This is a genomic window from Benzoatithermus flavus, from assembly GCF_037908215.1.
Classification (GTDB): domain Bacteria; phylum Pseudomonadota; class Alphaproteobacteria; order Geminicoccales; family Geminicoccaceae; genus Benzoatithermus; species Benzoatithermus flavus.
On sequence record NZ_JBBLZC010000005.1, the window covers coordinates 104293 to 118141 of the forward strand.

The 13849-nt window shown below is 68.0% G+C and carries 15 protein-coding genes; 2 read left to right on the forward strand and 13 right to left on the reverse strand.

The features are described 5' to 3' along the window. Positions 1-3: 3 nt before the first annotated feature. The 7 genes from U1T56_RS06825 to U1T56_RS06855 form a co-directional block, all read right to left on the reverse strand. Positions 4-675, reverse strand: a complete 672-nt coding sequence (locus tag U1T56_RS06825; protein WP_418158702.1) for an amino acid ABC transporter permease — start codon at positions 673-675, stop codon at positions 4-6. Positions 676-741: 66 nt separating this feature from the next. Next, a complete protein-coding gene (locus tag U1T56_RS06830) occupies positions 742-1581 on the reverse strand; it encodes a transporter substrate-binding domain-containing protein (protein WP_418158827.1) in 840 nt (279 codons plus the stop codon). Positions 1582-1709: 128 nt separating this feature from the next. After that, positions 1710-2825 (reverse strand): 5-methyltetrahydropteroyltriglutamate--homocysteine S-methyltransferase, encoded by a 1116-nt coding sequence (locus U1T56_RS06835; RefSeq protein ID WP_418158703.1) that lies wholly within the window; start codon positions 2823-2825, stop codon positions 1710-1712. Positions 2826-2883: 58 nt separating this feature from the next. Next, positions 2884-4245 carry an FGGY-family carbohydrate kinase gene (locus tag U1T56_RS06840; protein ID WP_418158704.1) on the reverse strand — a complete coding sequence of 454 codons (1362 nt, stop codon included), beginning with the start codon at positions 4243-4245 and terminating at the stop codon, positions 2884-2886. Positions 4246-4254: 9 nt separating this feature from the next. Then, the gene (gene rhaM, locus U1T56_RS06845; RefSeq protein ID WP_418158705.1) at positions 4255-4569 is read right to left on the reverse strand and encodes an L-rhamnose mutarotase; all 315 of its coding nucleotides are present in this window, start codon (positions 4567-4569) and stop codon (positions 4255-4257) included. Between the two features lie 58 nt (positions 4570-4627). After that, entirely contained in the window at positions 4628-5731 is a 1104-nt protein-coding gene (locus tag U1T56_RS06850) for an autoinducer 2 ABC transporter substrate-binding protein (RefSeq protein WP_418158706.1), read from the reverse strand. Between the two features lie 216 nt (positions 5732-5947). Continuing rightward, positions 5948-6292, reverse strand: a complete 345-nt coding sequence (locus U1T56_RS06855; RefSeq protein ID WP_418158707.1) for a hypothetical protein — start codon at positions 6290-6292, stop codon at positions 5948-5950. 383 nt (positions 6293-6675) lie between these two features. Between U1T56_RS06855 and U1T56_RS06860 the strand changes: the two genes are divergently transcribed. Continuing rightward, positions 6676-7113 carry a ricin-type beta-trefoil lectin domain protein gene (locus U1T56_RS06860; protein ID WP_418158708.1) on the forward strand — a complete coding sequence of 146 codons (438 nt, stop codon included), beginning with the start codon at positions 6676-6678 and terminating at the stop codon, positions 7111-7113. A gap of 132 nt (positions 7114-7245) precedes the next feature. Further along, positions 7246-9444 carry a KAP family P-loop NTPase fold protein gene (locus U1T56_RS06865; RefSeq protein ID WP_418158709.1) on the forward strand — a complete coding sequence of 733 codons (2199 nt, stop codon included), beginning with the start codon at positions 7246-7248 and terminating at the stop codon, positions 9442-9444. An 88-nt stretch (positions 9445-9532) separates the two neighbouring features. Here U1T56_RS06865 and U1T56_RS06870 read toward each other — a convergent pair whose 3' ends face one another. The 6 genes from U1T56_RS06870 to U1T56_RS06895 all read right to left on the reverse strand — a co-directional run bounded on the left by U1T56_RS06870 (position 9533) and on the right by U1T56_RS06895 (position 13846). After that, complete coding sequence (locus U1T56_RS06870; RefSeq protein ID WP_418158710.1) at positions 9533-9754, reverse strand: hypothetical protein; 222 nt, start codon at positions 9752-9754, stop codon at positions 9533-9535. A 208-nt stretch (positions 9755-9962) separates the two neighbouring features. Further along, positions 9963-11732 carry a phage tail protein gene (locus tag U1T56_RS06875; protein WP_418158711.1) on the reverse strand — a complete coding sequence of 590 codons (1770 nt, stop codon included), beginning with the start codon at positions 11730-11732 and terminating at the stop codon, positions 9963-9965. Positions 11733-11783: 51 nt separating this feature from the next. Beyond that, the gene (locus U1T56_RS06880) at positions 11784-12065 is read right to left on the reverse strand and encodes a hypothetical protein (protein WP_418158712.1); all 282 of its coding nucleotides are present in this window, start codon (positions 12063-12065) and stop codon (positions 11784-11786) included. Further along, positions 12058-13155 carry a DUF6950 family protein gene (locus tag U1T56_RS06885; RefSeq protein ID WP_418158713.1) on the reverse strand — a complete coding sequence of 366 codons (1098 nt, stop codon included), beginning with the start codon at positions 13153-13155 and terminating at the stop codon, positions 12058-12060. The genes U1T56_RS06880 and U1T56_RS06885 overlap by 8 nt, the downstream gene beginning before the upstream one ends. Continuing rightward, the gene (locus U1T56_RS06890; protein ID WP_418158828.1) at positions 13155-13526 is read right to left on the reverse strand and encodes a DUF1799 domain-containing protein; all 372 of its coding nucleotides are present in this window, start codon (positions 13524-13526) and stop codon (positions 13155-13157) included. Before U1T56_RS06890 ends, U1T56_RS06885 begins: the two co-directional genes overlap by 1 nt. Continuing rightward, positions 13523-13846 (reverse strand): hypothetical protein, encoded by a 324-nt coding sequence (locus U1T56_RS06895; RefSeq protein ID WP_418158830.1) that lies wholly within the window; start codon positions 13844-13846, stop codon positions 13523-13525. The genes U1T56_RS06890 and U1T56_RS06895 overlap by 4 nt, the downstream gene beginning before the upstream one ends. Positions 13847-13849: the final 3 nt, after the last annotated feature.

Sequence of the window (13849 nt, forward strand, 5' to 3'; positions counted from 1 at the left end):
TATTCAGCGCAGCTTCGTGATCGCGTAGCGGCGCTCGAGCTGCCGCAGGCAGAACAGGATGAGATAGCCCGTCACGAGGTACATCGGTGTCACCACGGCATAGACCTCGACGAAGCGGAAGGTGTTGAAGTTGATCCACTGCGCACCGTAGGTCAGCTCCGGCACGGCGATGACGCTCGCGATCGAGGTATCCTTGAACAGCGAGACGAAGCTGTTGCCGAGCGCCGGAAGGGATATGCGGAACATGGTCGGCAGGCGGACATGGACGAGCCGCTGGAAAGGTGTGAGCCCGATCGCCTTTCCGGCCTCGATCAGCCCCTTCGGCACGGCATCGAGCCCGGCCCGGAACACCTCGACGAGATAGGCCCCGGCATAGACCGAGAGCGTGATGATGAAGGATTCGGTCGGCCCGTACTTGAACCCGCCCACACTCGGGATGCCGTAGAACACCAGATAGACGAGCAGGATGAGCGGCACGTTCCTGATGAACTCGACATAGGCCGTCACCAGCGGCCGCAGGCGCTTCGGCCCGTCGACGTGGAGCAGGGCACCCAAGAGCCCGATCACCATGCCGATGGCGATGCACAAGGCCGCGAGCTCGAGGCTCAGCACGAGCCCCCAGCCCAGCCGGCCGAAGTGCCGCCAGACCAGGTTGAAGTTGAAATGATAGGTCATCCGCGCGTCGGGGCAGAGGACTTTCCCGCCCCGAAGGCGCCGGGGCGGGAAAGCCGTATCGGGAGGTCAGAACGGCGGCAGGCCCGGCTCGCGCACGGGCGGCTTCAGGCCGAAGAAGTCTTGAATCGCCTGGTCGAAGATGGCGTTCTGATGCCCGAACATCGCCACGTCCCAGGTGGTGTTGACGAACTCGAGCCAGTCCGGATCGCCTCGCCGGACGGCAGCGCTGTAGAGCATGCTGTACCAGCGCTTGCCGGAATCCGCATACTTGTCGGGCTGGCGCTTGGTGAGCCACCACACGGTCGAGAGATCGACCGCCGCCGCATCGACCCGCCCGGCCTCGAGGGCCTGGATCACGTTGGCCTGCGTATCGATCTGCAGCACCTGTGCTTGCGGCAGCACCGCATGGACCGACTGCTCGGCATCAACGTTCTGCAGGATCGAAACCTTGGTGTTGCTTCCGCCCTTCTCGAGCGCCTCGAACTTCTCGGTCGGGCTTCCCGGCTTGGTCAGAAGCGCGATACCCTCGATGTAGTAGGGCCGTGTGAACGCCACCTGCTGCGCCCGCTGCGGGGTCACGGTCATGAACTGGATCGTGATGTCGACCTTGCCGGTGGCGATGTTGGGGATGCGCGCGGCCGGGTCCTGGCGCACGAACTCGATCTTCGTGTCGTCGTCGAACAGGCCCTTGGCGAGGATGCGGGCCATGGCGATGTCCATGCCCGTGAGGTTGCCCTTTTCGTCCTCGAAGTGCCAGGGCGCGTTGGTCGACCCGGTTCCGACGATCAGGTGCCCGCGGTCGAGCACCGTTCTGAGCAGGCTCTCCTCCGCCGCCTGCGCGTAAGCGCGCTCCGCATCCAACGCCACCGCCGCTGCGGCCGCCGCCACGCCGCCGGCGAGGCCCATTCCACCGGCGCTCAAGAACGACCGCCGGCTCGGCACGATCTCCCTCATCCGCCAGCCTCCCCGTTTTTGTTCTGGCACCGGCATCTTGCCGCAACGGCCGGTGGGCGCAAGGGAACGCTTTTCCGCGTTCAATACCCCCAGACATCCCGCGCGATCTCGACACAGCGCGCGAGCTTGCGCCACTGGTCCTCCTCGCCGAGCTCGTTGCCGTGCGCGGTCGAGGAGAAGCCGCACTGGTGGCTGAGCGCGCACTGCTCGAGCGGCACGTAGCGCGCCGCCTCCTCGATCCGGCGCTTGACGGCATCGGCGTCCTCGACCTCGGGCCGCTTCGAGCTCATGAGCCCGAGCACCACCGTCTTGTCCTTGGGCATGAAGCGGAGCGGCGCGAAGTCGCCCGAACGCTCGTCGTCATATTCGAGGAAGAAGCCGTCGATCCTCATCTCGTTGAACAGGATCTCGGCCACGGGCTCGTAGCCGCCCTGTGCTACCCAGGCGCTCTTGAAGTTGCCGCGGCAGAGATGAACCGCGATCGTCATGTCCTGCGGCCGGTCGCGGATCGCGTCGTTGACGAGCCGGCAATAGAGCCGGGTGAGATCATCCGGGTCGTCGCCCCGCTCACGCGTGCTCTCGCGGATCGCGGGATCGCACAGGTAAGCGAGGTTGGTGTCGTCCATCTGCAGGTAGCGGCAGCCGCGCGCCGCGAGATCCTTGATCTCCTCGCGATAGGCGGCGGTGAGATCCTCGAAGAACGCCTCGAGATCGGGATAGATCGCCTCGCTGATCGCCTGCCGCCCGCCCCGGAAATGCAGCATCGAGGGTGCCGGGATCGTGACCTTGGGGGTGCGGGTCACGACCGACTTCAGGAAGTCGAAATCCCGGCCCTGGATCGGCTTCGTATGCCGGATGCGGCCCTCGACATGCATCACGGGCGGACGGAAGCCGACCTCGGTGCCGTCGTCCTTCCTGAACTTCGCCGCGAACTCGCCGTAGGTGACCGTCACACCTTCGAGCTGCTCGAGGAAGTCGACGTGGAAATAGGTGCGGCGGAACTCGCCGTCGGTGATGCCCCTGAGGCCCACCTCTTCCTGCTTCTTCACCACCTCCCTGATGCAGTCGTCCTCGACCGCCCGCAGCGCTGCGGCGTCGATCTCCTGCCGCGCGAAGCGGTCGCGCGCCTCGCGCAGCCGCTGCGGCCGGAGAAAGCTGCCGACATGGTCGGCGCGGAAAGGAGGCTCGCGGGTCATGATAGGCTCTCCTCGGCTGCGATTAAGGCTCCCGTGTCACCACCACTGCCCGCGCGGATCAAGCCCCGGCCAGCTCCCGCCAGCGGGCGCGGTAGCCGGCGAGGCCCTCGATCCGCCAGGGCGTTGCCGCCGCCTCGAGCTCGGCCCGCCAGCCCACGTCCTCGCCCCAGCGGCTCAAGAGCCAGGCACCGCGCGCCGTGCCGCTCGGATCGTCGGTGGGATGGACGCTCTGCTCCGGCCGCAAGGCGGCGAGCAGGCCGCAGAAGGCGGCATTGCGATGAAAGCTGCCCTCGACCACGACGGGCCCCGCCGCCCCCAGCTTCTCCAGCATCACCTCGACCACGAGGGCCGCATAGAGCGCCGCCAGCGCCGCCCGCTCGCCGGGCTCGGGGCCGATCTCGCCCACGATCCGCCCTTTCTGGCCGAGGAAAGGCCCGCTCGCGACGCAGGCCGGCAGCGCCATGACCCCGCGCGCGACGATGCGGGCGACGTCCTCGGGGCTCGCCGCCGCGCGCACCGCGTCCGCCCCCGCCACGAGCTCGACCTCGCGCCCGCCCATGAACCGCGCGCAGGGCACGGGATCGCGCCTGGCATCGACGTTGGCGAGCATGTCGGCCGCAGGATCGAGCCGGTCGAGCGAAGCACCCGCCGCCATCGCGATCACCCAGGTCCCGGTCGAGAGCACGGTGAAGGGGACCTGCCTCGAGACGAGGTGCGGCAGGAACGAGGCGTTGCTGTCGTGGATGCCGGCGAGCACCCGACAGTCCGCGGGCAGTCCGGTCGCGGCCGCGAGCTCCGGCTGCACCGGTCCCAGCACCTCCCAGGCAAAGCGCAGGGGTGGAAACCGCTCGGCCCAGCCACGCCTTCGCGCCAGCCCCGAGAACCCCCGCTCGCGCGGGTTCCACAAATGCGTGTGAGCGCCCAAGGACGTGGCCTCGCTCGCCTTCACGCCCGAGAGCCGCCATGCCCAGTATTGCGGCAGCATCAGGATGTCGGTGACGCGCGCGAACGCCTGCGGGAACCGCACCTCCTGCCAGTGGAGCTGGGCCGCCACGTTGAGCCCGGCCGGAAGCGTGGGCGAGGCGGTCTCTTTGAACGGGTCGGGCGCGAGCGTCGCTGCGGTCTCGTCCGGTCCCGCGAACTCGTAGTCGAGCGCCGGCAGGGCCGGCTCCTCGCCCGCCATGAGCACGGCCGCCGCCCCGTGCGCCACCGGCACGATCGCCTCGATCCGGTGCTCACCCGCGAGTTCTGCGAGCGCCGTCACCGCCCACGCCCAGACGCCATCGAGATCGAGCGCCGGATAAGGCGGCCCCGGCAGCACGGCCGAGGGCCTGGAGCGCGACGCGAGCGGCTCGCCCGCATCGTCCACGACGATGACCTTGGCGTTGGTCTTGCCGATGTCGAGGACCGCGATGGGCATGAGGCTCGCTCAATCCAGATGGAAGACGCGCCGGAGCGGCGTCGTGACCGGGCTCCCGTCCGGGTTCGTTTCCACGATGTCCGCCATGTGGCTCCACCAGCGCCGCATCACGGGCTGCTCCGGCAGCCGGTCGATGCGGTGCCCGTCCTCCCGCCACAGCACGGCGAAGAGTGTCCTCGTGCTCTCGTCCAGGAAGATCGAGTAGTCCCTGCTTCCGGCCGTGCGCAGAAGCTCCACGAGCTCCGGCCAGATCGCGTCGTGCCGCCGCTCGTACTTCGCCGCCTGCCCCGGCTTCAGGCGCATCGTGAAGGCGATCTTCTCCATCTTCCCTCTCACGGGGCAGGAGAAGGGCGGGCCGCTGCCCGCCCTCGTCTTGAGGAAATCAGAAGTCGAACTGGCCGATATTGTCCTTGGTGAAGATGAACGGGCTGCCGAGCAGCACCTCGCTGCCGTTCACCACCTTGAGCTTGCCGAGCTTGCCGGCCTCGACCTCGGTGGCGCCGGGCTTCAGCTTGCCGTCGACCACGGCGCGCATCACGTGGATCGCGGCATAGCCGAGGTCGACCGGGTTCCAGAGCACGACCGACTTGACGCAACCCGACTGCACGTAGGGCTTCATCGCGTTGGGCGTGGCGAGGCCCACGACCGCGACCTTGCCGCACTGCTTGGCCTGCGTCACCGCCTCGGCCGAGGCCGGGGTCGCCACCGAGGTCATGCCGAAGATGCCCTTGAGCTCGTCGCCGTACTTGTTGATGAGCGTGCTGGCCTGGTTGAAGGAGAGGATGTTGTCTTCTTGCGCCTCCACCGTCTCCAGCCACTTCATCTTCGGATGGCACTTCTCGGCGTAGGCCTGCATCTCGGCGATCCACCGCGCCTGGTTCGGCGTCGTGAAGGTCGAGGTCACGATCGCGAAGCTGCCGTCCTCGCCGATCTCCTTCGCCATCGAATCGACCATCGCCTTGGCGATGCCGTTGAACTCGGCCTGGTTCACGAACCACTCGCGCGCATCCGGCGTCGAATTCGCATCGTAGCCCACGACGTGGATGCCCTTCGAGAGCGCCTTCTTCAGCACCGGGGCGATCGCCACCGGGTCGTTGGCCGCGAACAGGATGCCGTTGACGCCGCGGGTGATGTAGTTGTCGATGAAGGTGATCTGCTCGTCGATGTTGGCCTTGGTCGGCCCGTCGGTCGTCGCCTGGACGTTGCCGAGCTCCTTGGCCCCGTCCTGAATGCCCTTCGATGTGGCATTGAAGTAGCCGATGCCGATCAGCTTCGGCACGTCCACGACCGTGATCGGCTTGCCCGCGAGGTCGGGCGGGTTGACGGGCTGTCCACCGTCGTAAGGTTTGGCCGCGACCTGCGCCGCCCCGCCGTCGCAGGCCAAGGGATTGGTCGGCAGTTCGTCCGCCCCGTCCCACCGCCCGGCCGCCATGGCGGACGACGCCATCAGCACCGATCCCAACGCCACGATCATCGTGCGCAGCATATCCCGAACCTCCCTGGCGACGCTTGGTCGTCTCGCTCGCCTGCCGCACTCATGGCCCAGCCCGCGCGCGCCATCAAGCCGGAAGGAGGAAGGGGTGCCTTGCGGAAGAGATGCCGCGGGCTGCACGGCAGGACATGGCGCACAGCGCCGGTGAGCATCCTCCCGCGCAGCCTGCGTGTTGGCGGCGGCACCAGCAATCGTGCCGCCATCCTCGCTTCAGCGCGGCGCTCTGACGGCGCATCGGCCCTGGACGCAGGCGGCCCGGGCGCCGGGGATGCAGCGGTACACCTGCGGGCAGAAAACCGGAGGAGCGTTGCGCCTGAGATCGCGCTGCAGCGCCTGCCAGAATTTCGCATAGCGCGCATTGATCGCGACGGGCGATCCGCCCGAGGCACAGCCGCACGGCAGGCTGTCGACGATGGTGCACGAATCTCCCTTGCTGCAGGCGGTCACCAGGCTGGACAGGCCGGCGAGGGGATCTCCGCTCGTCTGGGCACTGGCGGAAAATGGCTGTGCCAGCGTCAAGAGGAGAATGGCGGCAGCAAGAGGCTTGAGCGGCATATATCGAGCCTTCCGTGATATGATGAGTCGATGCAATGAATTTTCGGATAGTAAATTGGAAATTGTTTTTCGTCAACGTTGCGAAATTCCGCCGGAAAGAGATCGTCGGTCGCCGCCTGCCCTCGTGGTGTTTGCTTTGCCGTTAGCCGGGGCTCCATCCTCGATCTGCTTCCGATCGGAATCCGACCTCGCCCTGGTCGGCGCCGGCGGGAAAGATGGACGCTTCGTAGGATAATATCGGAACAGCGCATCTGCATCCTTCGCGATCTTGACCTGAAATAATTCGAATGATATCGTGAATTGACTATTATCGTATTCTTCAACACGGAGTAGAAATATCTATAAGTTGTCTCATCGGAAAATACAGAGAGGCCGTCATGGGTATGAATCCTTTGCTGGAATGTGCTGCCGCCTGTGCGGTCGGCATGATCCTGATCTCTTCTGCCGATGCCGCCGAGATTCGCGGCATCGGCAACAAATGCCTCGACGTTCGAGGTGGCATCCTCGGCAACGGCGTCCAGGTTCAGATCTTCGCCTGCAACGGCACGGCCGCGCAGAGATGGACGCTCGTCGGCGACGAGATTCGCGGCTTGGGTGGCCGATGCCTGGACGTCGCTGGCGGCAACCCTGCCACCGGCACGCCGGTCCAGATGTTCGACTGCAACGGGACGGCGGCGCAGGAATGGATGTACATGGACGGCAGCATCCGCGGCATCCGCTACCAGTGCCTGGATGTTCGCGGAGGGGTCATCGCCGACGGCACCCCTGTTCAGATCTTTCCATGCAACGGCACGGCCGCGCAGAGGTGGACGGTGCGATAAGGCGCGGCCGCTCGGATCCCGCGGGCAGTTCCTGCCGATAGGGGAAGGACATCGGGATGGCCCGACCTGAGCGGGGGCTGGACAAGGCTTGCGGAAAAACGATCCTGCCCCGGCAACTCGGGACCTTCGGCAATGACCGGCAACCAGCCACTCTCGCCCGAGCGGCCGATCGGAGATCCCGAGGACGACCGTCTCGGACGGGCGGAATTCGCGGCACGATTGGCGCGAATGCTCGTCGACCCGGACACGCGGGCGGCCTCGGGCATCGTCGTCGGCGTGACGGGCTCCTGGGGAAGCGGCAAGTCCTCGCTCCTGAACCTGCTCGCCCGCGCGATCACCGGGAGATGGCCCGATGCCGTCGTGGTCCGCTTCGATCCATGGCTGGTGTCCGGCCGGGACGATCTGGTACGATCGTTCCTGAAAGATCTGCACGCTTCGCTCACGGCGGCCACGGGCGGGGTCGTCACCGAGAAGCGCACGGCCATCGCTCGAAGCGTGCTCGAGTATGGCAAACGGCTGGTGCCGGCGGCTGGTCTGGTGCTGCCGCAGCCGGTGGCGGAGGGTGCCAAGGCTGCCCTCGACCTCGCTGAAAAGCTGATAGAGGCCCAGGAGAAGACCTTGGAGGGCCCGAGCCTCGCGGAGCTGCGGGCGAAGCTCGCCGGACAACTGGCGGAGGTCGGCTTTCCGATCGTGGTACTGATCGACGAGCTCGATCGCGTCGAAGACGCGGAGGTCCGGACGGTGGCTCAGCTCGTGCGGGCCGTCGCGGACTTCCCCCGGGTCTCTTACCTCCTGACCTACGACAGGGGGCGGGTGGAGGAGGCACTCGGGGGCGGCCGGACGAAGCAGGCGCGCCTGCGCGGCCGCTCCTATCTCGAGAAGATCGTGCAGTTCGAGATTCCGCTGCCGGTCGTCGTGCCGGAGCGGCTCGAGACGCTTCTCGTCGCCGAATGGCAGCGCATCGTTCCCGCGCAGGAGATGGACGCGCCGGAAGACACGCTCGTATCGATCCTCGTTCCTCGCGTCATCGGCACCGTTCGCGAGCAGAAGCGTGTGATGAGCGCGTTTCACGCGGCTATCGGCCTCTTGCGCCGCGAGGTGAACCCCGCCGACCTGCTCGCGTTCACCGCCTTGCGCATCAGGTCCCCGGAAGTGGTCGCCAGCCTCCAATCGAACCTGGGAACCGTTCTGGGTGACCGCCTTCAACTGAATGGCGAAATCCTGCTGGATGAGATGCTCGAGCCCGAGCGCTCCCGCCGGGCCGACTGGCGCAAGATGGTGGAGGCGGCATCGCAGGACGGCCTCGTCCGGGAGTTACAGGAGTTCATTTTCGACACGAAACGTCGCGTGGGCGACGACGGGCTGCGATATCCGATCCCTCTCCTGAAGGTTCTACACTCCGGCAACCTCGAGGGGCATTGGCGTCCGGACGAGATCGTCGACCTCCTCGAGCGCGAGGATGCGACATGGCGGCGGGAGGCCATCATCTCGGCCGCGGCTGCCGGCCGGCTCGCGGAACTCCTCTGGGCTATCCTCGCGTTCGGTTGGCGATCCCGGCGGTTCAGCTCGGACCCGCATGCATTTCCCGATCTGTTGCGGGATCTCGCTGAGGCCGACATCTGGCCGCCGGGGCAGGCGCAGCATTGCAACCGCCTTCTCGCGAAGTTCATGCTGGCGGACATGGAACGAGATCTGCCCTATAGCGGCCCGGATTACTGGGCAGAGATCATCGAGCAGCAATGGATCGGATCGGGACGGCTCGTCCTGGCGTCGCACGTTCTGGAGCTGACCGCATTTCTGGCCAACGAAGTGGCAGAAGCCGACTCCCGTTATTACTTTCGTAACGGGTCGCAGATCGAAGAGCGTAGGGTCGAGGCGCTGAATGCCGACCATCTCGACATGCTGCTCGACCGGCTCGCGGCAGCTTGCAGGGATCGCTCGACTGCAGGCGAGCTGTTCTCGCTGGCAGATCCTACCCCGTTGCGGGTCCTACGGTGGACAGACCCGCCGAGGTGGGACGGCTCCTTCGAGGCGGCGGCCTCCTGCCTCCTCGAGGAGAACGAGGGGCTCGACCGTCTGGTCTCGCTGTTCCACGGCACCGAGCCGCCCCGCGAGGTGGTGCAGCGGGTCGGGTTGGCCGACATCGTGCCGGACGTGGATCGGGCCTTCCGCCGCCTGCAGGACCGGGCGCGGCATCCGGCTTTTGCCTCGCAGCCGGAGATGCTCCAAAAGGCGTACGAGCGCGCCTGGAATCAGCTCAGTGGACGGCTGAGCTTCAACCGTAGCTTGTCCCGGGATCGCGACGACCCTGAAGCCTCGGCAAACCCTTAGCTGTCCGGCTGCACCCATAGCTCCTGTCGAAGCTGCCGACTCCCCGGGCGTGCGCTCGGCCGGCGGCGGGTTGCAGCGCCACCCGATCCTAAAGAACGGCGCCGACCAGCAGGAGCAGGGCGCCGAGGGCCACCAGCGCCAGGCCCGGCCAGTTCGCCGCGAGCCCGAAGCCCGCCGCCGGCTTCTCGGGCTCCAGCGTGGCACCCGCCGGTGTCCGCCTCTCGCTGAGCCGCCCGCGCCAGATCGGCTGGGCCGCCATGTAGAGCACCCCGCCCACGACCAGCAGCGCACCGAGCACGATCGCCAGCATGTCCGCGCTCCCTTCGCTTCTCGGCCATCCTCCCGCAGGACCGGAGACGCCACTGTGCTCCGGCAATCCCGCCAAGGCCAGAGCCGAAGAAGGCTCCGGGCGTCCAATCACCCGGCTGCTCGGCCCCGCACCTTCTGCCAGACCGGCTCGGCCACGCGCCGGACCAGCGGGTGTAGCGTGCCAAATTTTTTGTGCGGCGCTGCCAGGTTTAGGATCGCAGAGCGATCACAGTCCTATATAGGCGCAATGTCATGCAGCCGCCGATGAGGGCTTTGCTCAAAGCGCCCTCACCGGCCGCTCGAAGCCGGCTCGAGCAGCCTTCGTGACTTGAGGTCTTCGGCGGTGATCTTGCCCTCGAGCGGCCGTCCGGCCCCACGATCAGGAGCACCTGGCCCGGATCGCCCTGATAGGGACAGGTGCCGCCGGTCGCGGGCACCTCCCAGACCACGATGTCGCTGTCGCTGGCGGGCAGGAGCGATACCGGCGGCTTGTGGGCGTAAACGTAAGCGCCCCCGTCTCGACCACCGCCGCCGTCGTCCTCGACGGTGACACGCAGCCGCCCCGTGGACTGTCGCACGCCGTCGTCGACGGTGTAGGAGACCGATGTCGTGCCCACGTAGGTCCCGATCCGACTCACCTTGACGGTGCGCTGGTCGGGCTGGAGCGTGACCACGAGGTTGTCGTCGCTGCCGAGCTGGCTCACCTTGAGCCGACTCGGGTCGGGTAAGTCGTTGGCGACCAGGTCGACGCTGGCCTCCTCGTCACCCGTGATCGTCACCACGTCGTCGATCGCGAGCACCCACAGGCCCGGGTCGGCGCTGGCTGGCGGGTCGATGTAGGGCTCGTCGGCCCAGACCGCGTCGTCGTACTCGACCGCGACGAAGTCGACGCCCTCGAGGCCGTTGTCGATCCACTCAACGATCCGGAACGTCTTCGGGACGGGCCAAAGCTCGGGCAGGTCGAGCTCGACCACGTCCATCGGCTGCAGCAGCAGTCCGGCCGCCCAGGTCAGCCGGCTCGCGAACACGGTTTGCAGCCGGTTCTGCTTGCCTTCGATCCACAACAGCCGCTGCGCCTGGTCCTGCCGGTCGACCAGCGCCAGCTCGATATCCAGCGGCAGCTCCACGCCTATGTCCTGTGCCAGCCACTCGGGCTTGCGGATCACGGGCGTGGCGTTCTTGGCCCAGTTCTGACCGACGTCCAGGAAGGTGCCGACGAGCCGGTTGTAGAGGTCCTTGCGCGAGCGGGTCGGGGTCACCTCGTAGGGGCCGGCGAGGTCGTCCTTGCCGATGGTGGCGACCACGGGCGCCGGCTCGCCGGCGTAGATGCGCCACTCGCCGCCGATGTCGACGAGGGTGCCGGCCATGGCGTCGCAGATCGCCTCGCATGCTTCACGTCGGCTCATGTCCGCCGTGATCACGCCCGAGCAACTGTAGCGCGGGACGGTCCAGCTGCCGACGGTGAGGAGCTCGTCGCAGGTGTCGGCCGCGGCCCGCCACAGGTCCAGGTCGATGTCGGTCAGGGTCGAGCCGTAGCCGAGCGGGCTGCGCAGATAATCGCCCAGCACCAGGGCAGGGTTGTCGGAGTACGCCACCGAGCCCGTGCGGGGGTCGTAGAGCTGCTTGCCGCGGACCAGGAAGGCAACGCGCGGGATGCCCGCGTTGTAGACGTCCGACCGGTAGCGGAACGTCACCCGCGCCCAGCACAGGCCGCGGCCGACGTGCCGGGTCGCCGACCAAACGCCGCCCGACTTCTCCTCGAACCAGCTATCGCCGGTGATCTCCGGCCCGAGATGGAAGTAGCACCAGACGAACGGCGACATGCCGCTCGGCCGGTACTTGCTGTTCTCGGGCGGGATCCAGGCGTCCGCTCCGACCCAGTCCTCGGCGCCGTTGTTGCGCTCCAGCGGCACCCAGTCGTCGTTGATGAAGACACCCTCGATCGCGTCGCACGCGTGGCTCGCGATCAGGACGACCATACTGAGCAGGTCCCAATCGGCGCCGCTGCGCTGCCGCTTGTGGGTGAGATGTCAGATCAGGTTGCCGCCGGTCCTGGTCCGGCCGTAGACGTAGCGCTGGTAGGGGACCGGGATCGGCACCACGGTCTGGCGTGCCGCCTGCCCCCCAAGGCCGGTGCTGGGCTTGGGCGTCAAGGCGGTTGCGGCGGCGCCCAGGATCACGGACACGCCGGTGCCGAACGCCAACCCGCTCCAGCTCATGGCGGCCCCGGCGAAGATGGGCGCTCCCGGCAGCAGGAACGACGCCCCGACCAGGGCCGCGCCGATCGCGATCGGAGCGCCGACCTTACCCATGGTCTTCTCCGACGGGCCAGCTCGTCACCAGGAGCGTCCGCGGCAGGTACGCGACGCCGCGCGCGGTCTTGGCGGCGAGGCCGCGGCTGGTGACGACGCACAACGTCTCCATGCCGGCCTCCGCGACGCGGATCAGCCCGACATCGCCCTGCCGCGCGGCCGCCGCCTCCGGCCGGGGCGGGCCGATGAGCGCGGTGACGAGCGCGGCCAGGCCGCCGTGATCGGCCAGGACCGCCTCGGCCTCGTCGCGGCTGCCGTAGGTGCCGCGCCAGGACGCGGCCGGGTCCTCGCCCGTCATCGCCTCGAGCGCACCGGACGCGAACATCGCGCAGTCGTGCAGGCCATAGGCGAAGCCGACCCGGCGCTGCGTGTCGAGCCAGCGCATCAGCCGGAGCTTCCAGTCGGGTCGCCGTCGCATCAGCCCGGGCCCTGGACGAGATGGGGCCAGACCACCGCCCGGCTCTCCACCCCGGTCAGGTACTCGAAGAAGTCGTCGTCGGGGTACGTCGCCTTGTGCGCGGCATGGCTGTGGCGGAGATCCGAGGGCCGACCGCTCCTGGTCGCGCACCGCGTCGGATGCTTCCCGCATCCGCCGGATATGGCCGTCGATGGTCTCCGAAAGGTCCTTTACCGAGCCATCGAGACGCTCGTTGAGCGCCGCGATCGGGTCGGCGGCCTCCTCGTAGTCCGCGAACGCGCTCACCAGGGCGGCGAGCCCGCCGGCGGCTGCAAGCGCGACGCCCGCCCACGGGCTCAGGATGGGAGCGACCTGCGAGCCCTGCTGTACGAAGGCGGTCAGGAAGCCCTGGCCGCTGGCGAGCTGCACGAACAGGTCATTGAGCTGCAGCGGCAGCTGGCTCAGGACCTGGTTCGCCTTACCAGCCTCGATGTTGAAGCCGAGGAGCCCGCGGGTCGCAGCCCCGATGCCCTCGCCCGCTTGCTGCCCAGCGCCCCCGACCTTGCCGAGCTCCTCGGCGCCGTTCTTGGCCGTGGCGACGAACCGGCCGAGCTCGTCGCGCGCCCGGCCGACCTTCTCGACCAGCTCGGTGGCGTCGGCCCGCAGCACCATCGCGAGCTGAAGGTCAGCCATCAGCCGTCGTCCTCGGCAAAGCCCTCGAGCGCCCCGGCCTCGAGGTAGCGCAGGTCGTCGAGGAGCTGCGGCGTCGCCGCGATGCCCAGCCAGTCGGCTGTGGCCCGCACGGCCGGATAGTCGAGCCCGACCGGCACCCCCGCGCTGCCGGCGCGGCGCCACTGGGTGGCGCAGGCCATGAACAGCCGCACCGGCTCGACCTCGTCGCGCAGAAGCGGGTGCGGCTCGCGGTGGCGGCGCCCACGCGCGGCCAGCTGGGCCGCCGCCTCGGGGCCGAGCCCGAGCGCCTGTGCCTGCTCGGCGAGGCCGTCACGGCTCGTGGATGCCGGTCGGCGGACATGGCGCGCCCAGGCCTTGCCCGCCGCCCTCAGTTTTTTGCCCGCCGCCCGATCAGCGCGTCGAGCAGCGTCTTGGCTACCGCCAGCCTGACGAAGGGGATCGCGATCAGCCGCTCGCGCATCGGCTCGGAGAAGGGCACGTCCTGGCCGTCCTCGCCGGCGATCCCGGCCCAGCCGTCCCAGGTCCGCCGCAACGCCTCCTGGTCGCCGAGCCTCCCGGCCAGGATCTCCTCCATCGCATCCAGGCTCACGGTGAAGCTCGCCGAGAAGCTCTGGAGCGTGGGCGCGCCGACGCCGGGCACGGCGACCTCGACGGTGGCGCTGAAGGAATAGGCGTCCTTGATCACGAACATCGG